Source organism: Rhodococcus sp. NPDC078407 (assembly GCF_044542515.1).
Taxonomy (GTDB): Bacteria; Actinomycetota; Actinomycetes; order Mycobacteriales; family Mycobacteriaceae; genus Rhodococcoides.
In genome coordinates this window covers 228294-249056 of record NZ_JBITUQ010000001.1, presented here as the reverse complement: position 1 = coordinate 249056, position 20763 = coordinate 228294, and the positions used below count along the sequence as shown (strand labels likewise).

General features: G+C 64.6%; 22 protein-coding genes, 1 tRNA gene and 1 other RNA gene. 14 read left to right on the top strand and 10 right to left on the bottom strand.

Annotation, left to right across the window (positions count from 1 at the left end; all coding sequences use genetic code 11):
• Positions 1-52: 52 nt before the first annotated feature.
• A tRNA-Val gene (locus ACIGGF_RS01155) sits at positions 53-127 on the top strand.
• A gap of 270 nt (positions 128-397) precedes the next feature.
• On the top strand, positions 398-1069 hold the full coding sequence (locus ACIGGF_RS01150; RefSeq protein ID WP_397519613.1) for a nitroreductase: 672 nt from the start codon (positions 398-400) through the stop codon (positions 1067-1069).
• 7 nt (positions 1070-1076) lie between these two features.
• Here ACIGGF_RS01150 and ACIGGF_RS01145 read toward each other — a convergent pair whose 3' ends face one another.
• Positions 1077-2018 (bottom strand): NAD(P)/FAD-dependent oxidoreductase, encoded by a 942-nt coding sequence (locus ACIGGF_RS01145; RefSeq protein WP_397519612.1) that lies wholly within the window; start codon positions 2016-2018, stop codon positions 1077-1079.
• 245 nt (positions 2019-2263) lie between these two features.
• Between ACIGGF_RS01145 and ACIGGF_RS01140 the strand changes: the two genes are divergently transcribed.
• The gene (locus ACIGGF_RS01140; RefSeq protein WP_397519611.1) at positions 2264-3664 is read left to right on the top strand and encodes an amino acid permease; all 1401 of its coding nucleotides are present in this window, start codon (positions 2264-2266) and stop codon (positions 3662-3664) included.
• Positions 3665-3670: 6 nt separating this feature from the next.
• Here the strand turns inward: ACIGGF_RS01140 and ACIGGF_RS01135 are convergent, their stop codons facing one another.
• A complete protein-coding gene (locus ACIGGF_RS01135) occupies positions 3671-4837 on the bottom strand; it encodes an iron-containing alcohol dehydrogenase (RefSeq protein WP_397519610.1) in 1167 nt (388 codons plus the stop codon).
• Between the two features lie 106 nt (positions 4838-4943).
• Positions 4944-6437 (bottom strand): CoA-acylating methylmalonate-semialdehyde dehydrogenase, encoded by a 1494-nt coding sequence (locus ACIGGF_RS01130; RefSeq protein WP_397519609.1) that lies wholly within the window; start codon positions 6435-6437, stop codon positions 4944-4946.
• A 111-nt stretch (positions 6438-6548) separates the two neighbouring features.
• Here ACIGGF_RS01130 and ACIGGF_RS01125 point away from each other — a divergent pair, with 111 nt between their 5' ends.
• The 3 genes from ACIGGF_RS01125 (at position 6549) to ACIGGF_RS01115 (ending at position 8777) form a co-directional block, all read left to right on the top strand.
• Entirely contained in the window at positions 6549-7445 is an 897-nt protein-coding gene (locus ACIGGF_RS01125; protein WP_397519608.1) for a LysR family transcriptional regulator, read from the top strand.
• Positions 7446-7636: 191 nt separating this feature from the next.
• Complete coding sequence (locus ACIGGF_RS01120) at positions 7637-7762, top strand: hypothetical protein (RefSeq protein WP_397519607.1); 126 nt, start codon at positions 7637-7639, stop codon at positions 7760-7762.
• A 46-nt stretch (positions 7763-7808) separates the two neighbouring features.
• Complete coding sequence (locus ACIGGF_RS01115; RefSeq protein ID WP_397519606.1) at positions 7809-8777, top strand: cobalamin biosynthesis protein; 969 nt, start codon at positions 7809-7811, stop codon at positions 8775-8777.
• On the opposite strand, the gene ACIGGF_RS01110 is transcribed toward ACIGGF_RS01115, so the two are convergent.
• Genes ACIGGF_RS01110 through ACIGGF_RS01100 form a run of 3 tightly spaced genes read right to left on the bottom strand, consistent with a single transcriptional unit; the run spans position 8718 to position 10804 of the window.
• Positions 8718-9623, bottom strand: a complete 906-nt coding sequence (locus ACIGGF_RS01110; protein WP_397519605.1) for an SURF1 family protein — start codon at positions 9621-9623, stop codon at positions 8718-8720. The genes ACIGGF_RS01115 and ACIGGF_RS01110 overlap by 60 nt on opposite strands.
• 18 nt (positions 9624-9641) lie before the next feature.
• A complete protein-coding gene (locus ACIGGF_RS01105) occupies positions 9642-10097 on the bottom strand; it encodes a low molecular weight protein-tyrosine-phosphatase (RefSeq protein WP_397519604.1) in 456 nt (151 codons plus the stop codon).
• A gap of 14 nt (positions 10098-10111) precedes the next feature.
• Positions 10112-10804 carry an HAD-IA family hydrolase gene (locus ACIGGF_RS01100; RefSeq protein WP_397519603.1) on the bottom strand — a complete coding sequence of 231 codons (693 nt, stop codon included), beginning with the start codon at positions 10802-10804 and terminating at the stop codon, positions 10112-10114.
• A 56-nt stretch (positions 10805-10860) separates the two neighbouring features.
• Here ACIGGF_RS01100 and cobC point away from each other — a divergent pair, with 56 nt between their 5' ends.
• The 5 genes from cobC (at position 10861) to ACIGGF_RS01075 (ending at position 15370) form a co-directional block, all read left to right on the top strand.
• Entirely contained in the window at positions 10861-11898 is a 1038-nt protein-coding gene (gene cobC, locus ACIGGF_RS01095) for an Rv2231c family pyridoxal phosphate-dependent protein CobC (RefSeq protein WP_397519602.1), read from the top strand.
• Between the two features lie 14 nt (positions 11899-11912).
• On the top strand, positions 11913-13034 hold the full coding sequence (locus ACIGGF_RS01090) for a Nif3-like dinuclear metal center hexameric protein (protein ID WP_397519601.1): 1122 nt from the start codon (positions 11913-11915) through the stop codon (positions 13032-13034).
• Positions 13035-13138: 104 nt separating this feature from the next.
• Positions 13139-13876, top strand: coding sequence for a zinc ribbon domain-containing protein (locus ACIGGF_RS01085; protein ID WP_269604300.1), 738 nt, complete (start codon positions 13139-13141; stop codon positions 13874-13876).
• A complete protein-coding gene (locus ACIGGF_RS01080; protein ID WP_397519600.1) occupies positions 13873-15015 on the top strand; it encodes a bifunctional RNase H/acid phosphatase in 1143 nt (380 codons plus the stop codon). Before ACIGGF_RS01085 ends, ACIGGF_RS01080 begins: the two co-directional genes overlap by 4 nt.
• A gap of 37 nt (positions 15016-15052) precedes the next feature.
• Complete coding sequence (locus tag ACIGGF_RS01075; RefSeq protein WP_397519599.1) at positions 15053-15370, top strand: hypothetical protein; 318 nt, start codon at positions 15053-15055, stop codon at positions 15368-15370.
• A 45-nt stretch (positions 15371-15415) separates the two neighbouring features.
• Here ACIGGF_RS01075 and ACIGGF_RS01070 read toward each other — a convergent pair whose 3' ends face one another.
• Positions 15416-16663 (bottom strand): ArsB/NhaD family transporter, encoded by a 1248-nt coding sequence (locus ACIGGF_RS01070; protein ID WP_397519598.1) that lies wholly within the window; start codon positions 16661-16663, stop codon positions 15416-15418.
• On the bottom strand, positions 16660-17184 hold the full coding sequence (locus tag ACIGGF_RS01065) for a DUF1697 domain-containing protein (protein ID WP_397519597.1): 525 nt from the start codon (positions 17182-17184) through the stop codon (positions 16660-16662). Before ACIGGF_RS01065 ends, ACIGGF_RS01070 begins: the two co-directional genes overlap by 4 nt.
• Before the next feature lie 63 nt (positions 17185-17247).
• On the opposite strand from ACIGGF_RS01065, the gene rnpB reads away from it, so the two are divergent.
• The 3 genes from rnpB (at position 17248) to ACIGGF_RS01050 (ending at position 19364) form a co-directional block, all read left to right on the top strand.
• Positions 17248-17688: RNase P RNA component class A (gene rnpB, locus ACIGGF_RS01060), an RNA gene on the top strand.
• A gap of 60 nt (positions 17689-17748) precedes the next feature.
• Positions 17749-17931: a hypothetical protein gene (locus ACIGGF_RS01055; RefSeq protein WP_397519596.1), complete on the top strand. Its 183-nt coding sequence runs from the start codon at positions 17749-17751 to the stop codon at positions 17929-17931.
• A 2-nt stretch (positions 17932-17933) separates the two neighbouring features.
• Positions 17934-19364, top strand: coding sequence for an RNB domain-containing ribonuclease (locus ACIGGF_RS01050; protein ID WP_397519595.1), 1431 nt, complete (start codon positions 17934-17936; stop codon positions 19362-19364).
• Here the strand turns inward: ACIGGF_RS01050 and pip are convergent.
• The gene (pip, locus tag ACIGGF_RS01045; RefSeq protein WP_397519594.1) at positions 19354-20310 is read right to left on the bottom strand and encodes a prolyl aminopeptidase; all 957 of its coding nucleotides are present in this window, start codon (positions 20308-20310) and stop codon (positions 19354-19356) included. The genes ACIGGF_RS01050 and pip overlap by 11 nt on opposite strands.
• Before the next feature lies 1 nt (position 20311).
• Positions 20312-20761 (bottom strand): hypothetical protein, encoded by a 450-nt coding sequence (locus ACIGGF_RS01040; protein WP_397519593.1) that lies wholly within the window; start codon positions 20759-20761, stop codon positions 20312-20314.
• Positions 20762-20763 lie beyond the last annotated feature (2 nt).

Here is a 20763-nt window from a genome sequence, read left to right as displayed (position 1 = left end):
ATTTCTCCAAGCGTTCCGGTGGCCCGGGGTTGTCCCCAGGCCACCGGTACACGGGCGTATAGCTCAGCGGTAGAGCTCTGGTTTTACACACCAGCGGTCGGGGGTTCGAACCCCTCTGCGCCCACCATCCGACGTCTGGCGGCTCGTCTCGACTCACGTACATGTTCCACGTGTCGCGCGGCAAACACTCGCACCCACTGTCGTGTTTCTTCACTTTCGATGAAAGCTGTTCCGCTGACTGAAGACTCGGTCGCTCGACTCGATCACTGTCGCATTTGTCGGATAGGGCAGGTTCCCCGGTAGTAGCGAGGCCCGACGGTCCGCGAGCGGACCGTCGGGCGCAGTCGTGGTGTTACGTTCGATCCGCACCCGATGACACTGACACGAGGCGGACGATGTGACCCGGTACGAAGCACTGACCGAACTTCTCGACGAACGCTACTCGTGCCGGCAGTTCCTGCCCAAGCAGGTTTCGCGCGATGTGCTGGGGCAACTGCTCTCTGCCGCCCGGCGTACACCCTCTTGGTCCAACACCCAGTCGTGGCAAGTCATCATCACCGAAGGCGACGCCACCCGTAAATTCTCCGAGGCCTTGGTGGAACATGTGGCGTCCGGTGTGCCCCAATCGGACTTTCCGTTTCCGGCCAGCTACAACGCCCTGCATCGGGCACGGCGACGTGAGTGCGGCGGCGCACTCTACGAGAGCATCGGCGTCGTCAAGTCCGACACCGAGGCAACGACGCGTCAGTTCATTCGCAATTACGAGCTGTTCGACGCCCCGCACGCGGCCATCATCACCACCGACGCCGATCTCGGTGTGTACGGCGCGGTCGATTGTGGGTTGTATCTGCAGACCTTCTTGCTCGCGGCGCAGAGCCTCGGTCTGGGGGCTATCGCGCAGGCAGCGCTGGCCGCGTACTCGCCGTTTCTGCACGAGTGGTTCGACATCCCGGACACTCGAAAAGTGGTGGCCGGCATCTCGTTCGGCTATCCCGACGAGAGTCACCCGATCAACGGATTCCGCACCAGCCGAGCACCTTTGGACGAGACGGTGACATTGGTCAGCTGAACCTGATTCAACGGCCCAGTCTTCGAACCAACTCCCTGCCTACATCCGTCCCCGAACGCCAGGCGCTCTCGACCCTCGGCACTCCGGATTCACACCACTGATCGCCGGCCAATCCGACGAAGCGTCCGTCCTGCTCCTGAAGCGCGAAGTTGGAATCGTGTTGCGTCGCAGGCTTGGCGAAGGTCCACCGATGAGCGTGAGTCCATGCGGGCGCCGCCGAGACGACGGACAGTTCGCGTAGGGCCTCGAGAATCGGGGCAATCGCGCCGTCGGGATTCTCGAGATGCTGCTGCGCGCGCTCCGATGTGGTGTGCACCACCAGAACCGGAGCGCCGTCGCCGCGGCGGGCACCGTCGTCCACGACGAAATCGATGTCTGGATGATCGTTGACGAACGCTGCGTCTCGGAAAGGGATGTCGAGCCCGTCGAACTCACACGCCACCGCGATGACAGGAACGTAGTCGACGGCATCCGGGACGGCGATCATTCGCGCCGCCTGCGGATCCGGCATGGCGACCACGACATGGCCGTCGGGCAATTCGGTCAACTCGGTGGAATGTTGTATGTCGACGCCGTCGAGCATGTTTCGTACCAGCGATCGCAGCCCACCCGGGGTGGCCCAGCGAACCGGTCCGGTCGTGGTGCACGGTGCCGTCTCGGGCTTGAGGATGCCGAACGTGTTGGCCCACTGCCGCGCCGATCCACCTGACTCCCAGTCGGCGACCACCGTCGAGAATTCCTGATCACGAACGGTGAAGTAGCCGGCACCCAGATCTACGCGACGGCCGTGCAACTCCGGCGACGACATCCGACCACCCGGCGCGCGCCCCCTGTCGACGATGCGGATCGGCACATCTGCGTCGCGGAGAACCCGCGCACAGGCTGCGCCGGTTATGCCCGCACCGACGATGGTGACCGGATCGGTGATGGTGCCCGCTTCGGAGTTCATCGGTCCAGTATGCCGGGATCGGTCGGTCGCGTCGGTGAGCCGAAGGAATGCGCCGCCGTGGGACGAGAGTAGCTATCCGGCCCGGCCTGTTCGGCAAGGTTCACGGCGGTGAATATCGCGAGTCTGCTCCAGCGAATCGGGGAGCCCCGATTCGGCTCGTTGTGCGGAAAACATCTGCACCAGAAGCATTCTGGACAATTCGGTCACCCGCTGCGTCGGCGCCCACTTTGTGTTCGACTACAGAGATGTCCATTACGGAGAAGCCGGAGACCGGCGAGAGCGGACTCGGCACGAGCCTGAAGCCGCGGCACGTGACGATGATCTCGATAGCCGGAGTGATCGGTGCCGGTCTGTTCGTCGGCTCCGCCAACGCGATCGCAACGGCCGGGCCTGCGGTGTTGCTGGCCTACTTCTTTGCCGGCCTGCTGGTCATCCTGGTGATGCGGATGCTGGGGGAGATGGCGACGGCCAATCCCGATACCGGCTCGTTCTCCACATATGCGACCCGGGCACTGGGGCACTGGGCCGGCTTCTCCGTCGGATGGCTGTACTGGTGGTTCTGGGTGCTGGTCATCCCCGTCGAAGCGACCGCGGCTGCCGCCATCCTGACCAACTGGCTCGGCGGTGCCCAATGGATGTGGGCTCTCATCATCGTTGTTGCCCTCACTGCCACCAACTTGATCAGCGTCGGCAACTACGGCGAGTTCGAGTTCTGGTTCGCGCTGGTGAAGGTCGTGGCGATCATCGCCTTCATCGGCCTCGGGATCGCAGCCATTCTGGGCTGGCTGCCGAACTCCGAAGTCAGTGGTGTCGACCAACTCTGGGCGTCGGGCGGCTTCATGCCCCTCGGCTTCGGCGCGGTGATAGCCGCCATGCTCACGACCATGTTCTCGTTCATGGGATCGGAGATCGTCACGATCGCCGCGGCCGAATCCAAGGACCCGGCAAAGGGAATCACCCGCGCGACGAACTCGGTGATTTGGCGAATCTCGATCTTCTACTTCGGTTCCATCTTCGTCATCGTCGCGTTGGTGCCGTGGAACGAACTGGACCCGGCGACCGGCTCCTATCAGTACGTACTGTCCAAGATGGGAATTCCGCACGCGGAGACCATCATGGACATCGTCATTTTGACCGCTGTCGCGTCGTGCCTGAACTCGGCGCTCTACACCGCGTCGCGCATGCTGTATTCGCTCGGCGATCGAGGCGACGCTCCACGGGCGGTCAAGAAGATCACGTCCAACGGAGTGCCGTGGATCGCGGTGATTGCCTCGATGGTGCTCGGGTTCCTCGCCGTCGTCGGCAACTACATCTTGCCCGAGAAGCTCTTCACCTACCTGCTGGCGACCACCGGTGCCGTCGCACTGTTCGTCTACCTGGCCATCGCCAGCAGTCAACTGGTGCTGCGACGTCAACTGGACCGCGACGGCGAACGCCCCGCCGTCCTGATGTGGCTGTATCCGTGGCTGACCTACCTGGCCATCGGGTTCATCGTCTTCGTCCTGGTCATGATGGTGGTGCGGCCCGAACAGCGGTCTGCCATCCTGCTGTCGGCTGTGCTGGCGGCAGTGACCGTGATCGGCGGGATTCTGGTGCAGCGCCGAAATACGCGGCGCGGCACTGTTGCCGCCCGCGTATCGGAGTGAGGTCGTCTAGATCCCGGCGTACACCTGGCGGTACAGATCGACGATCTGCTCTGCGGTGGGCACGACCGGATTGTTGCCCGGGCTACCCGAAGCAAGGGCCTGCTCGGCCATCAACGGCAACAGGTCGTCCCACTTCGCCTTGTCGATACCGAACGTCTCCGGCGTCGGGACCTCCACTTCACGGCACAGAGTGACGATCGCGTCCTGCAACTTGCCACCGGCAATCGCGTCCGAATCGGCTTCCGACGCCGCGCCCAGTGCGCGGGCGCAGTCCGCGTAGCGCGACTGGGCGCCGGTGATGGAGAAAGCGGTGACGGCAGGCAAGAGCATCGCGTTCGACAGCCCGTGTGCCACATGGAAATGCGCACCGATCGGGCGGCTCATGCCGTGCACCAAACAGACGCTCGCATTGGAGAACGCCATGCCGGCCTGCGTCGAGGCATGCATCATGGCCTCGCGCGCCTGCCGGTCGTCCCCGTCCTGATATGCCCGCAGCAGCGACGTTCCGATCGTGCGAATCGCACTGAGCGCCAAACCGTCGGAGATGGGGTTGGCTTTCTTGCTGACATACGCCTCGATGGCGTGGGTGAGGGCATCGACGCCGGTATCGGCGGTCAGACGTGTCGGCATCGACATCGTCAACTCGAAGTCGATGATCGAGGCGATCGGTAGAAAGGACAGGCCGGGGCAGAGCATCTTCTCGTCCGAGGCGACGTCGGTGATGATGGTGAACTGAGTTGCCTCCGAACCACTTCCGGCGGTGGTGGGGATAGCGATGATCGGTAGGGCCGGTCCGGTCGAGAGGACCGGAGCCTTGAAGTCCCGCATCGTGCCGCCCTGCACCGCAAGAATGGCCAGCGCTTTGGCCGTGTCCATCGGACTGCCACCACCGAACCCGATGATGGAATCGGCCGAATGTTGCTGCACCGCTTCGAGACCGGCGACCAACGAATCCGTCGTCGGATCGGGCACGGTGCCCGAGAACAATGCGGGTGTCTTGCCGGCGTCGGTCATGATCTTCATCAAGCGATCGGCCGATCCGTTTCCGGCCATGAACGCGTCGGTGACAAGAAGGGGCCGTGAGACGTCGAGATCGCTCAGCACCGTGCCGAGCTCTTCGACTGAGCCTCCGCCCAGCTTGAGAAACCGAGGAAACGAAATGTTGGCAACCATGGTGTGCTCCTTCGCGGGGTGACCATGTGCGCGGAACTTCGTAGCCTGCTGCGAGGTTCCGTGCACATGCGTCAGCTCTTTTTCGGGGGTCAGCTGTTTTCGGGGCTCAGTTGTTTTCAGGGAATCCGAGGTTGATGCCGCCGTGACTGGGGTCGAGCCAGCGACTGGTGACGGCCTTTCCTCGGGTGAAGAAGTGGACTCCTTCGGTGCCGTGGGCGTGGCTGTCGCCGAAGAGGGAGTTCTTCCAACCGCCGAAGCTGTAGTACGCCATGGGAACTGGGATGGGGACGTTGATGCCGACCATGCCGACCTCCACCTCGTTCTGGAAGCGCCGGGCCGCGCCGCCGTCGTTGGTGAAGATCGCGGTGCCGTTGCCGTACGGGTTGTCGTTGATCAGCTGCAGTGCGTCGTCGTAGGTGTCGACTCGTACGACAGACAAGACCGGCCCGAAAATCTCGTCGGTGTAGATGCTCATGTCCGGTGTCACGTGATCGATCAGGGTGGGGCCGAGCCAGAATCCGTCGTCCGCTCCGTCGGGCTGGACGATACGGCCGTCGACGACGATCGTGGCACCAGCCGCCTCGCCTGCGTCGACATAAGACGCGACCTTGTCGCGGTGTACCCGGGTGACGAGCGGGCCCATATCTGCGCCGCGGGTGCCGTCGCCGGTCACGAGTGGGACGGTGCGTTCGGCGATCTTGGCTACGAGTTCGTCGGCGATGTTCCCGACGGCCACGAGAGCGGAGATGGCCATGCATCGTTCGCCTGCGGAGCCGAAGCCAGCGTTGACCATGGCGTCGGCGGCAAGGTCGAGGTCTGCGTCGGGGAGGACGACGGCGTGGTTCTTGGCACCGCCGAGGGCTTGGACGCGCTTGCCGTGTGAGGTGCCGACGCTGTAGACGTACTGGGCGATGGGAGTGGAGCCGACGAAGGAGATCGACTTGATCTTCTTGTTCTCGAGCAATTCGTCGACGGCCACCTTGTCGCCCTGGAGAACGTTGAAGACACCGTCGGGCAAGCCTGCCTCGGCCCAGAGCCGGGCGAGCCAGATGCTCGCGCTCGGATCCTTCTCCGAGGGCTTGAGTACCACCGTGTTACCGGCCGCGATGGCGACGGGGAAGAACCACATCGGGACCATGGCGGGGAAGTTGAAAGGGGAGATGATGCCGACGGGGCCCAGGGCCTGACGGATCGAGTAGACATCGACGCCGGTCGATGCGTTCTCGGTGTATCCACCCTTCAGTAGATGTGCCATCCCGCAGGCGAATTCGACAACCTCCTGGCCGCGGGAGATCTCGCCGAGGGCATCGGAGAGGACCTTCCCATGTTCGGCGGTGATGATCTCGGCAAGCTCGTTCTTCCTGGCGCTGAGCAGTTCTCGGAAGGAGAAAAGAATCGAAGTGCGCTTCGCCAGGGAGCTGTCTCGCCACGCCGGGAATGCGGCGGCGGCAGCGTCGATGACTGCCCGCGCGTCGCCGGTGTCGGCCAGGGTGAGTGTGCCGGTGACCTCGCCGGTCGCGGGGTTGGTGACGGGAGCGGTGCGGTCGGACGTGCCGGAGTAGGTCTTTCCATCGAGCCAGTGCGCAATGACGTCGGTCAACGTTCGATCCCTTCATCGGTGTGTGTCGAGTCTCACTGTGATCGATGCACATGTCAAAGGCCAAGTTCGCAGATCGCTGTGCACATATGCACACAGCGATAGTCTGAGCACGTGTTCAACCCAGACCACCTACGCTATTTCCTCGAAGTGTCGAGAACGGGACGGTTGACCGATGCGTCTCGCTCCCTCGGAGTCGACCACACCACCGTCGGCCGCCGCATCAGCGCGCTCGAAAAGTCCGCTGGGCAGCGGCTTTTCGACAGAACCCCGTCGGGCTGGCGACTGACCGAGGCCGGGCGACGGCTCGTCGGATATGCCGAAACCGTGGAGTCGACCCTCATCGCGGCGTTCGAGGATCAGACGTCCGACACCGGGACTCTGCGCGGCACAGTGCGTATCGCCGCCCCGGACGGCTTCGGAGCCTTCGTTCTGACGCCAAAACTCGGTGTACTCAGAGACAAGCACCCCGATCTCGACATCGAGTTGGTGACCGCTACCGAGCACAACTCGTTGGCCACCCGGGAATTCGATATCGCCGTCACTCTGGAGCGGCCGTCGCCGAGATTCGTGGTGACGCGCCGATTGGCCACGTACTCACTGGAGCTCTACGCCACCGAGGACTATCTCGCCGCGAGGTCGCCGATCAGGACCGTCGACGACTTGCGCGGCCACACGCTGATCTCGTACGTCGAGGCAGTGCTCGACGTCGCACCCCTCCGTATTCTCGACGCAATTCTGCCGGACGGCCGAGCGCGGATTCAGACCAACAACATCACCGGGCAATGGATCGCCGCGAGATCGAGCGTGGGAATAGCGCCTCTGCCCAGCTACATCGGTGAGCCGGACGGGGCCTTGACGTGTGTGTTGCCCGGCGTGGTCTCGGTCGAGCGGACGTATTGGACGGTGGTGCCACGGGAACTGATCGATCTGGCACGCGTGAAGGCCGTCGACGAATTCCTTCGCTCGGTCGTGACCGACGAACGTCATCTCTTTCCTGTGCGACAGTAACTACGGCGGAAGTGCACAGAATGTAAATGCCTGTGGCGGTGCGCCTTTGGACGTTCGAATGAGACGGCCGTCTCGTGACGACCGACACACGTGACGGCCGCCTCAAACGAGTGGGAAACCGCCAACATAGGGGTAACAATCTGTTACAGACACATCCGCACCGCGGATCCACACGAGATTCTGGGGGAATCATGACACTGTTCGTCATCGCAACGGTCGGCTTCGTAGGAATGGCAATCGCACTGCTCAACGACGGAAGCGACATCGATTTCGGTAACCGCCAACTGGCGAGCGCATACCGCCAGCGCTGGGCCTGACACACCGGATTTCTGAACCGCACGCGCGGTTGGCAAGATTCGGAGAATGTGGACACACCCCCGAGCGGTCGGACTGTTGGTCGGCTACGGCCTCGATCGCGTGTTCGCAGATCCCCGACGCTGGCATCCCGTGGCCGGATTCGGCTCGACGGCACTGCGCCTCGAACGTGCTCTCTACCGTGACAGTCGCGTGCTCGGTGGCGTTCACGCGGTCACATTGATTGCCGCCGCGGCCGCTGTCGGTGTCGGCTCGCGTCGCGTGGCCTCGCGGTTGGGCGTGACCGGTGACATAGCCGTCGTCGCCGTCGCAACCTGGGCCGCTCTGGGCGGAACATCGTTGACCCGAGTGGGCCGTTCCATGGCGGATCACCTCGACGCGGAGGACCTGCTTGGTGCACGTGCCCTGCTGCCGTCGTTGTGCGGGCGTGATCCGGATTCGCTCGGCTCCGACGGTATTGCACGCGCTGCACTCGAGTCGATCGCCGAGAACACGTCCGACGCGTCCGTCGGAGTCCTGGTGTGGGGAGCGCTGGCGGGAGCGCCGGGGATTCTGGCGTACCGGGCCAGCAACACGCTGGACGCCATGATCGGCTACCGGTCTCCGAAATATCTCCGCTTCGGATGGGCCGCAGCGCGCATCGACGACGTTCTCAATCTGGTGCCGGCCCGGGTGACCGGACTGGCCACGATAGCGTCGGCACCCCTTGTACATGGCTCTCTCCGGGGGGCGATCACGATGTGGCGACGGGACGCGTCGAAGCATCCCAGCCCCAATGCCGGTGTCGCCGAGGCCTCGGCCGCTGGAGCGCTCGGTGTGCAACTCGGAGGCAGAACGGAGTATCGACACGGCGTCGAGAACCGTCCGACCCTGGGCGATGGCCCCGCACCCACAGCTCGCGATCTACGTCACGCGGTCGTGCTGTCGACTCGGGTGCAGGAAATGTCGGCGATCGCGTCAGCGATTCTTGCCGTAGCGATCGGCGAGGCGAGGGTCCGTCGGTACCGTCGGTCGTGATGCAGCCCGCGCTCTGGCCCGCTTCTCGCGGCGTGTGGGCAGCGTGAATTCTTCTTCCTCATCGGGAACTGGCTCGGTGTCCGGTTCGCCAGACGTCGCGCGCGCCATCTCGGCACGCGAATTTCGGCGTTCCCTGATCTCGGCCCGGGCGAAATACGCCAGGCCCAGCGGCGCCATGATGCCGAACGCCAGCCACTGCAGACCGTACGAGAGGTAGGGCCCTGCATCGGTCTGCGGCAGCTCGATCAGGCCGAGTCCGCCAGGCTGAGCGTCGTCGAGCTGTAAGTACCCGTCGATTGCATCGACGCCGACTGCTGCGCCGATCTGTTCGGGGTTGATGTTGTAGACCTGAAGACGACCGTCTTCCTCGATCGGCTCCCGCGACGTGCCTTCGGCCTGGCGCAGCCTGGCATCGAGAGTGACCTGGCCGGAAGGTGCGGGCGCGAACTCGGGTGCTCTGGTGCCCTCCACCGGCAGTACGTATCCACGATTGACCAGCACGGTGGGCCCGCCGTCGATCACGAACGGGGTGATGACCTCGTACGCCGGCTGCTGACGGATGCTGCGCAGTCGCACCAGCGCCTCGGAATCGGGCAGGTAGGAGCCGGTCGCGATCACCCGACGCCATTCATCGTCGGGAGAAATGCCGTCGGCAGTGAGGATGTCCGAGATGGGCACCGGATCTGCATCGACCGATTGGGCGATCAGGTCGTTGCGCGCAGAGGTCGAGGTGTTCTTGCCCAGCTGCCACGGTGCGAGCACGCTGAAACACAGAAACGCGAAGGCCAGCACGACCGCAGCCAGCACCAACCATTTGGGGCGCAGCAAGAACGCTAACTTGTCCACTCCACCACGGTAGCCGGGTCAGTGGGAGAGGCGAGACCGTGCCCAGTCCAGCATGCCCGGAACAGCACTTTCGATCTGTCGGCGCACCTCGGTGAACGCAGAATCGTCGGAGTAGTACGGATCAGCCACGGACGTGTCGTCGGCGTCGGGATCGAACGAGCGCAGCAGTACCACCCGCTCGGCCGGTGCGCCGAGACGCAGCAGATCCCGCGCATGGCCGGTATCGAGGGCGACGATCAGATCGGCCGCCAGATGGTCCGGTCCGACCTGAGCGGCCTCGTGTTCGCTGTCGTAGCCGTGGGCATCGAGCTCGGCGACGGTGCGGGGATCTGCGCCGTCGCCCACATGCCAGCCGCCGGTGCCCGCACTGGACACCCGGACGGCGTCAGCGAGACCGGCCTCAACGAGGTGCGCAGCGAAGACCTTCTCGGCCAACGGTGATCGGCAGATGTTGCCGGTGCACACGAATGTCACGTGCAGTTGGTCGCTCACCGGGCGGCTGACGTGTTCTGCTCCAACACAGTGGCCAGTTCCTCCATGTTCGACGCGGTGAACGCAGCATCGGCGCTTTCGCCGTCGATGCCGTACCCCCATTCGACGTACACGGTCGGAATGCCGAATCGACCGGCACCGTGAACGTCGTGGTCACGATCACCGATCATGATGACTCCGGGAGTGCCGCCGTCTGCGGATTCCACCGGGTCCACGCCGAGGTTGGCCAACGCATGCGCGATGACATCGGATTTGGCCCGTCGAGTGCCGTCGTTGCTGGCCCCGCCGATGAACTCGAAGTACCTCGACAGGCCGAAGTGGTTCAGAATCCGAACGGCGAATCGCTCCGACTTCGACGTCGCGACACCGAGGCGGACACCGCGCTCCTGCAATCGCGTCAACACCGACTCGATGCCGTCGAACGCGGTGTTCTCGGCCCAGCCCCGCTCGTCGTAGCGCTCGAAGTACGCCGCCAATGCACGCTGCGCCGCGTCCTCGGTCAGACCCATACCGCGAAGTGTGTCGATCAGGGGCGGACCGACGACCAGCGACAGCTGTTCCTCGGTCGGTGCGGGGGCGTCCACAGTGGCGAGCGCATGCCGAAAACCGGCATGAATTCCCGGTGCGGAATCGGTCAACGTCCCGTCGAGATCGAACAGAACGACGGTTGCAGCGGGGAGAGCGGACATGCTCGAAGCCTATCGGTGCGGCTGGTCCGGCAACGCCTACGGCTACGCTCGTCGCGATGTCCGATACAACTGCCGACACCGACGCGTTCCTCCGTCACCACGGGGACGTGGAGGTCGAGTCCGGATTCGTCGACTTCGCCGTCAACGTGCGCGGTGACGGACCGCCGGAATGGCTACGGAACCGGCTGGCCACGGCGCTGGGTTCACTGGGTTCGTACCCGAGCGCTTCGGCAGAGCACGCCGCGCGAGAGCAGGTTGCCGCACACCACGGCCGGTCCCCGGACGAGGTGCTGTTGCTCAGCGGGGGAGCGGAGGGCTTTTCGATGCTGCCACGGCTCGAGCCCCAGCTGGCGGCGACGATCCATCCGTCGTTCACCGAGCCGGACTGGGCGCTGGAACAGGCGCGTATCCCGGTGCACCGAGTGATTCTGCCGCCCCCGTTCGTGCTCGACGCGTCTCTGGTGCCCGACGCCGCCGACATGGTGATCATCGGTAACCCGACCAACCCGACGTCGGTCCTGCATCCGCGCGAGGCGGTCCTGAACCTGCATCGTCCCGGCCGCATGCTGGTGATCGACGAGGCCTTCGCCGACGCCGTTCTCGGGGTGGGAGAGTCGGCCGCCTCACAAAGCACGGCCGATGTGCTCGTTCTGCGCAGCCTGACGAAGACGTGGGCATTGGCAGGACTGCGGTGTGGATACGCGCTGGGGCACCCGGACGTTCTCGCCAGGATGCAACACGGCCGCGCGCATTGGCCTCTGGGGAGCCTGCAGATCGAAGCGATTCGAGCCTGCACCGAACCGTTCGCCGTCGATCAGGCACGCGCCGAATCCGAACGCATCGACCGCGAACGAACCGAGATGATCGACCGACTCGCCGGCCAGGGTCTCGAAATCGCCGGCCCAGCCCGTGCACCGTTTCTGCTGTTGCGTGTCGAGGGTGCCGACCTTGTCCGAGTACGGCTTCGCGCGATGGGCATCGCGGTACGTCGCGGCGACACGTTCCCAGGTCTCGACCGCCACTATCTGCGCGTGGCGGTACGCGACTCGCCCCAGGTCGACATACTGGTCGATGCGTTGAACACCGTTCTGTGAGGAGAGCATCGAACATGGCAGTGACATTGGCCGACGTCATCGAGGTTCTCGACAACGCGTATCCACCGCGTCTGGCCGAGAGCTGGGACTCCGTGGGGCTGGTGTGCGGAGATCCCGAAGCTGTTGTGCAGCAGATCGTGTACACCGTCGACGTCACCGACGCCGTGGTCGACGACGCCATCGCCTGGGGTGCGGATCTGATCGTGGCTCACCACCCACTGCTGCTCAAAGGTGTGGACACCGTGGCGTCCGATACCCCCAAAGGCTCGGTGATTCATCGCCTCATCAAGGCCGACTGCGCGCTGTTCACCGCCCACACCAACGCAGACTCGGCCGATCCCGGCGTTTCCGACGCACTCGCGTCGGCGCTGGGAGTGATCGACACTCGGCCACTCGATCCCATTCCCTCACTCGCGCACGACAAGTGGGTGGTCTTCGTGCCCATCTCCGACTCGGCGGCGGTGAAGCAGGCGTTGTTCGACGCCGGAGCCGGGCAGATCGGCGACTACAGCCAGGCCGGTTGGCAGGTGGCGGGACTCGGCCAATTCCGTCCCGGACCGAATGCGCACCCGACGCTCGGTGTTCTCGGAGAAGTACACACCGAGGCGGAGGATCGCCTCGAAGTTGTTGCCCCCAAAGGGCAACGTGCTCAGATGCTTTCGGCACTGCGCCGGGCGCACCCCTACGAGGAGCCTGCGTTCGACGTCTTCGAGTCCGCGGCTCTACCGTCGTGCACCGGCCTGGGCAGGATCGGCCGACTCCCGGCACCGATGACTCTCGCCGAGTTCGCCGACGTGGTGCGGGACGCGTTGCCGGCCACGACGTGGGGAGTGCGTGCTGCGGGGAATCCCGAGGCAACGGTGTCGGTGGTAGCTATGTGCGGGGGAGCGGGGGACTCGTTCCTCTCGGCCGTGGCACGCACCGACGCAGACGTGTACGTCACCTCGGATCTGCGGCACCATCCCGTCGACGAGCATCTGCGCGCCGGCGGGCCCGCGGTGATCGACACCGCGCACTGGGCCTCGGAGTTCCCCTGGTGCGAACAGGCGCGCGGAATCGTCGATGCCGCGTTCGGCGACACCGACGGGTGGAGCAGCAAGGTCACCGAGGTCCGTACCGACCCGTGGACGCTGTGACCGGAGAACCCGCGACCTGCCATCGAGTGGATCCGGCTCGCTCGGTTTCCCTCAGCCGGTAGGGTAATCGGAATCAACTTCCATAGTCGCAGGAGTCATCAAGCGTGAACGTCGATCCCAAAGTCCAGGCCTCGCTGCTCGAATTGGCCGGTGTGGATACCGAACTCTCGCAGATCGCCCACCGTCGTAAGAGCCTCCCCGAGCAGCAGGAAGTGGACAAGCTCGAGACCGAACGCACCACCCGCAAGGACGCGGCCGTGACGGTGCAGATCTCCATGGACGACCTCGATCGGGACATTCGCAAACTCGAGGGCGAGGTGGACGCGGTTCGCCAACGTGAAGCTCGCGACAAGAAGATGCTCGAGAGTGGCACCATCGCCCCCAAGCAGATGACAGAGCTGCAGCACGAGCTGGGCAGCCTCGAGCGGCGCCAGGGCATCCTCGAGGAGGAACTGCTCGAAGTGATGGAGCAGCGTGAGGCCAGTGAGCGGGACTACGAGCACGCAGGTGCTCAGTTGACTCAGATCGAGGATGAACTCGTCGATGCCGGTCGCCGCCGCGACGACGCCGTCGCAGACCTCGACACCGCCGAGAAGCGCAGCGCCGAGCGTCGTGAGTCGTTGGCCTCGGGATTGCCCGCAGATCTGCTTGCGCTCTACGAGAAGCAGCGCGCCCTCACCGGCCGCGGTGCAGCCCTGCTGCAGGCCCGCCGATGCGGAGCCTGCCGCATCGAATTGGACCGTAACGAGATCGCCAGCATCGCCAACAAGCCCGCGGACGCGCTCATTCGCTGCTCCGAGTGCAACGCAATCCTGGTGCGCACCAAGGAATCCGGAATTTGAGCCAGGTATCGAGGGTCGTCGCCGAGGCCGACGGTGGATCACGCGGCAACCCCGGACCGGCCGGGTACGGCGCAGTGGTGTTCAGTGCCGATCGCTCGCAGGTTCTGGCCGAGCGTCGGGCGTCGTTGGGTGTCGCCACCAACAACGTCGCGGAATACAACGGACTGATCGCCGCGCTGAGCGCCGCGGCCGACGTCGGGGCCCGTGAGGTCGCTGTTCGGATGGACTCAAAACTTGTCGTCGAACAGATGTCCGGACGCTGGAAAGTGAAGCATCCGGACATGATTCCGCTTCAGCGGAAAGCGGCCGAACTGGCTCGCGGGTTCGATTCCGTCACCTACGAGTGGATTCCACGCTCGCAGAACTCGCACGCCGACGCTTTGGCGAACGAGGCGATGGATGCCGCGGCCGAGGGTGTGGACCTGTTGGAATTGCCCGATGCAGGGCCGGTCGCAAAGAAGGATGCCGAGCCGGTTGCGAAGAAGACCGAGTCGCCCGGGTGGACTGGTGCGATGGGGGAGCCGACGCGTCTGCTGTTGCTGCGGCACGGCCAGACCCCGATGTCGGTCGACCGTCGGTATTCCGGTCGCGGCAATCCGGAGCTGACCGAGCTGGGCCTGAATCAAGCCGATTCTGCCGCAACAATTCTCGGAGCACGTACCGATATCGACGCCATCGTGGCCTCGCCGCTCACGCGCGCCCAGCAGACCGCCGCAGCGACAGCCCGCCGCCTCGGACTGGCCGTCGCCACTGTCGACGGTCTCATCGAGACCGACTTCGGCGACTGGGAGGGACTGACGTTCGGCGAGGCGAAACAGCGATACCCGGAGCAGCATCAGGCTTGGCTCGGGAAAACATCGGTCGCACCACCGAACGGGGAGAGCTTCGACGCGGTGCGCACGCGCATCGAAGCGACCCGCGACCAGTTGCTCACCGAGTACGCCGGGAAAACCGTTCTGGTGGTGACCCACGTGACTCCGATCAAGATGCTTCTGCAACTCGCACTCGACGTCGGACCGTCCCTGCTGTATCGATTGCACTTGGATCTCGCGTCGCTGAGTATCGCCGAGTTCTACCCCGACGGTGGGTCCTCGGTGCGATTAGTGAACGACACCTCACACCTGGCAACTCTGGGCTGATCGTTTTTCCGGGGCATCGAAGGAGGGCTGGGTTCGCATGTCCGACAACGGCACCCGTGAACCTTCGCCGGTTCGTTCGATCGCCCTCGTGTCGTTCGCGTCGGCTGTCGCCGGTCTGGCAGTCGCGTTCACGTGGCGATACTGCGTGTTTCGACTGTGTACACAGCTCGACGGCCAGTTACCGGACGGTGTGGAGGCGTTACCGGAGGTCGAGGTTGTCGTCGATCCGGATGCTGCCACGCTCACAACGCTGGATCTGAGTCCGCACGGATACGTCGAGCAGGTTCGTCGAGGGCGGTTCGTCATCGAGGCCCCGGTACCACTGACAATCGATCTCGACGCTGAGCTGAGCTGAGCTGACGCGAAAGTCCGGCCTGGGCCACGAGCCGCGTATCGAGGGTCAAATCTGCAGGGCAAGCCACAGGCCCGCGACTGCACCGACGATGGTCAGCGGCGTCGTGATGACGCCCAGCACGGTGAAGGTGCGTAGGTCTGCCGGCTCGTCGTTGGCCGACGCGACGCGTCGCCACAACATGATCGCCAGCGACCCGACGTAGGTGAGATTGGGGCCCAGGTTCACCCCGATCACCATGGCCAACAACAGCGCCGGGGGAGCGTCCGCACCGAAGGCGGCCAGCAGCAGCAGCGTCGCGGGCAGGTTGTTGACGATGTTCGACGCCACCGCCGCGATAGCTGCAACGGCGAGCAATGAGGCGAAGGTGGTGTCGGACGGCAGAATTCGCGTCAGCCAGTCGCCGATCGGGCCCGTGGTAACGCCGAGAACGACGATACCGAGCAGGAAGACGAAGCCACAGAACGGCAGATCGGCACCGCGCAGTATGGCGCGAGGCGTGGTGTGTCGTCCTCGAAGTGCCGGGACAGTCAGCGCAACTGACCCCACGGCAGCCACCCAGAACGGTTCGATATCGAACAGCCCCGCCACTGCAAAGCCGATGAGTGTCGCGCCGAGGATGACGAGCGTGGCTCGCGGAGCGGGTACATCCTCCGCTTCCTGCCCGGACGGCTTGTCCGTCGTCGCGGTATGGGTCAGATCCTTGCGGAAGAAGAGGAGGAACACCGCCAATTCAATGACGACCGCGAAGATCCACGGCAGTGCCATCAACGCGGTGAAGTGCAAGAAGGTCAGACCCGTCGCGGCGAAGGCCAGCAGGTTGGTCAAGTTCGAGACCGGTAGCAGAGTCGATGCCGAATTGGACAGGTGCGCAGTGGCGTAACTGTGCGGGCGCGGCGACATACCCAGGACGCGAGCAGCGCCGATGATGGCCGGCGTCAGCAGCACCACGGTGGCGTCGAGGCTGAGGACTGCCGTGGTCGATGCGGCTGCTGCGAACACCAGAGTGAGCAGCCTGCGTGGGCTGCCCTTCGCGCCTCGTCGTAGCTTCGCCGCGATCCAGGTGAACACGCCGAGCGCGTCCGAGAGATGCGCCAGGATCAGGATGAACGCCAGGAACACGACGGTCGGAGCGAGTTCGAGTACTTGCTCGCGTGCGGCGTCGAGGCTGACGAGACCCACGAGCAGAACGATCGCCGCGGCCGGCAGTGCAGCGACGATCTCGGGCAGACCACGAGGTCGCACGATCGCGAAGACGAGTACTGCAGCGACCAATGCCGCGGCGAGAAAGGTCACGCGAGAATTTTCACGAGCGTGCGCAGATTTCGCGTGGTGGTCGTGGCCTTGTACTTGGCTTTCGCAGTGGCTTTCCCGAAGGTGCTGTCGGTGGTGCTGCCCTTACGCACCTCCCAGTAGAGCACGTGGTTCCCCTCGTCGATCCTTTCAAGATTGGGGTCGAGTTCGTCTGCAAGAGCGGACAATTCGGTCAAATGGCTATCATCGCTACCGAACACCACATAAGGATGCCAGCCTTCTCGTTCGGCGTCGAACGGGTAGGAGTCCACAATCGCTCGCAGCGTCGGCCTGTTCAGTACGACAACCCAGGCCTGGTAGCCGAACGCCCGGGTCAGCGTGTTCTCCACCTTCGCCTTCACCTCGGCGGCAGCCAGTGAGGAGTTCAGCAAGACATTTCCGGTCGCCAGAACGGTGCGGACATCGGTGAAGCCGGCCGATGTCAGTGCGGCACGGAGATCGGCCATCTTGATATTGATGCCGCCGACGTTGATGCCGCGCAGCAACACGACCCATTCATTCATGGAAGGAACTGTAGTTCGGTTCCCGGCGACCGAGCAGGGCCGAGTAGAGTACGCAACCGCGAACGAGTTGGCCGGACGGCTGCGGCTCGGAGGACCGGCGACCGAGTGTCGTCGCGCTTCGAGCCGAGGAAAGTCCGGACTCCACAGAGCAGGGCGGTTGTTAACGGCAACCCGAGGTGACTCGCGGGACAGTGCCACAGAAAACAGACCGCCTGCGGATCGGTTCTTCGGAACCGAACTGCAGGTCAGGGTGAAACGGTGCGGTAAGAGCGCACCAGCATCCCAGGTGACTGGGATGGCTAGGTAAACCCCGCCCGGAGCAAGGTCGAAGGCTGCACCGCGAAAGCGGTGCAGCTGCGCAGGTGCTCGAGGGCTGCTCGCCCGAGCCTGCGGGTGGACTGCTCGAGGTACCCGGCGACGGTGTGCCCAGATGGATGGTCGTCCAGCCGAACTTGCGAAAGCAGGAACGGCAGACAGGATCCGGCTTACAGGCCGACTCGTTCGCACTCACTATTTCCCCTGCAGTTCTCCTGCGGCGTCGCTCCGTGGGGCACACTGGAAGTCATGACCGACGACGACACCTCCTGGTACTACGACATCGCCGCCAAGAAGGTGGTTCAGGGCAAAGAGACCAATGCCCTCGACCGCATGGGTCCGTATCCGGACAAGGCCACCGCGGAGCAGGCGCTGAAGATCGCCGCGGCGCGCAACAAGGCCGCCGATGCCGACGACGACTGGAACAACTGACGGTGCTGCTCACCCGGCTGAGGGCTTCTAGCTTCGACTTCGAGGCCATCCGCTCCGAGTTCGCCCTCACCGACCATTTCAGCGCAGACGTAGTGCGCGAGGCAGTCGAAGCCCGAGACCTGCACGCCGACAGCAGGATCGATCGCACCGACATTCCGTTCGTCACCATCGACCCGCCCGGCTCGAAGGACCTCGACCAAGCCGTCCACATCGAGAAGACGCCCAACGGGTTCGTGGTCCACTATGCGATCGCCGATGTGGGCGCACTGGTGACGCCCGGGGGAGCGCTCGACATCGAGACACGTCGACGCGGCCAGACGTTCTACCTTCCCGACGGATCGATTCCGCTGCACCCACGTGAGTTGTCCGAGGGTTCGGGCAGCCTGTTGGAGGGGCAGACTCGCTGCGCCGCTCTGTGGACCATCGAACTCGACGACGTCGGCGAAGCGGCCGCGTGGACGGTGACCCGCGCGCTCGTTCGATCGACCGCCCGGCTCGACTACGCCGCCGTGCAAGCCGATGTGGACGCGGGAACACCGCATCCGTCCATCGCAGCGCTGGCCGAGTTCGGAGCCCAGCGCGCAGCTGCCGCCAGACGGCGCGGAGCCATCGACATCACCTTGCCCGAGCAGGAAGTGGTGCCCGACGGGCAGGGCTGGCGCGTCGTTCTACAACCTCGCACGGCCGCGGACGGGTGGAACGCCGAGGTGTCTCTGTTGACGGGGATGTGCGCGGCCCGGATCATGCTCGACGCCGGAATCGGCATCGTCCGTACTCTTCCGCCCGCTCCGAGCGACGCCGTCGAAGCGTTGCAGGAGACCGCCGCCGCGCTGGGAATCGATTGGCCCGCAGGCGCATCGGCCGGTGCGGTACTGGCCGAACTGCCTGCCGATGCACCGTCCACTCTAGCCATGATGAGTCGGGCCACCGGCTTGCTACGTGGTGCGGACTACTTCGCTTTCGATCGCGCCACCGACACTGCCGACAGTGACGCGGTGGTGGAACATTCGGGAATCGGTGCACCGTACGCACATGTGACAGCACCACTGCGGCGATTGTCGGATCGCTTCGCCACCGAGGTGTGCTTGGCGGTCGTGGCAGGATCGCCGGTGCCGGAGTGGGCGGCACAGGCCTTACCGGAACTCCCGGCCATCATGCGAGGCTCCGACTCCGCGGCGTCGAAAGTCGATCGCGCCTGCGTCGACCTCACCGAGGCACACGTCTTGAACGGTCGCGTGGGCGAGACGTTCGACGCCGTCGTTCTTCGTGGTGCCGACGGCAAGCGCGATGCCGAGGTGCTCGTGTCGGATCCCATCGTCATCGGCAAGTGCGACGGAGAACCTCCTGCGGGGGAGTCGGTGACGGTCCGGTTGGCCCAGGCCGACACCGACTCCCGCAAAGTTTCCTTCGACTATTCGCCCGTCACGTCCTGAAGCGGTCGGTTGCCTCGACGAGGTGATGCACGATCCCTGGCTCGGCCGCAGAATGGCCCGCGTCGTCGACTATCACCAGATCGGCGTCGGCCCATGCCTTGTGGAGCGCCCACGCGCTCGTGGCCGGGCACACCACGTCGTAACGACCCTGCACGATGACGCCGGGAATGCCATCGAGAAGGTGGGCGTCGCGCAGCAGCTGATTCTCTTCGAGAAAGCAGTTGTTGCGGAAGTAGTGGTTCTCGATGCCGGCGAAGGCCAGGGCAAACCGTGCATCCGAATTGCTCTGCACTGCATCAGCTTTCGGCAGCAGATAACTCGTTGCCGCCTCCCAGGTGGACCATGCCACCGCAGCGCGCGTCGCGGCTTCGTGGTCGTCGGACATCAATTGCCGGTGATACGCCTCGACGAGATCGCCGTCGCGCTCGCCCTCCGGGATGGGTTCGAGGAACTTCTCCCAGAGATCGGGGAAGATGTGGCCGGCACCGCCGCCGTAGTACCAGTCGATCTCCGACGGGCGTACGAGGAAGATTCCTCGCAGGATCAGCCCGCGTACGCGGTCGCGATGCCGCTGGGCGTAAGCAAGCGACAACGTGGAGCCCCATGAACCGCCGAACACCAACCAGGTGTCGACACCCAGGTGCCCGCGCAGCTTCTCCATGTCCGAGATCAATCGGTCGGTGGTGTTGACCGAAAGGTCGCCGCCGTCGGCGATGTGCGGAGTCGATTGTCCGCATCCTCGCTGATCGAACAGCACGATCCGGTACGCCTGCGGGTCGAAGTACCGCCGCTGCAACGGATTCGTGGCACCACCAGGGCCGCCGTGCACGAACACGATCGGCGCTCCGTCCGGGTTCCCGGAGACCTCCCAGTAGATGTGTTGCCCGTCGCCGACGTCGAGGTGCCCGGACTCGAACGGTTCGATCTCGGGGTACAGGGTCCGCATGTCAGAAGCCCACCAGGCCGGACGCGAGATCCGGGATGTCGAGTGCTTGAATTGCCTCGTCTCGCACGTTGGAGCACGTGTCCGTCGTGATCTCGTCGACGATCGCCCGGTTCTGCACCACCTGCAGGTTGATCACGCCGCTCTGTGCGGCCCAGGTCTGCACCAGAATGTTCAGCCCGCCGCGGCCGATGGTGGGCCCCTGTACACGCCAATTGGACAGCTGCGCCTCCAGATCGGTGCACAACTGCTGCTTCTGGGCATCGGTGATCACGGCCTCCGCGGGCGTCGCAGTGATCGTGGTGGTCGGTGCGATCGTCGTCGTGGCAGACGACGAGCCGGTGGTGGTCGTGTCAGTGCTGCATGCGCCCACCAGCGTCAGGAGCGCAGCCGCGCTCGCCACCGCGACTGCGCTTCTGCGTGCGTGCAAGATCGATCCACGTCTGATTGTCATGG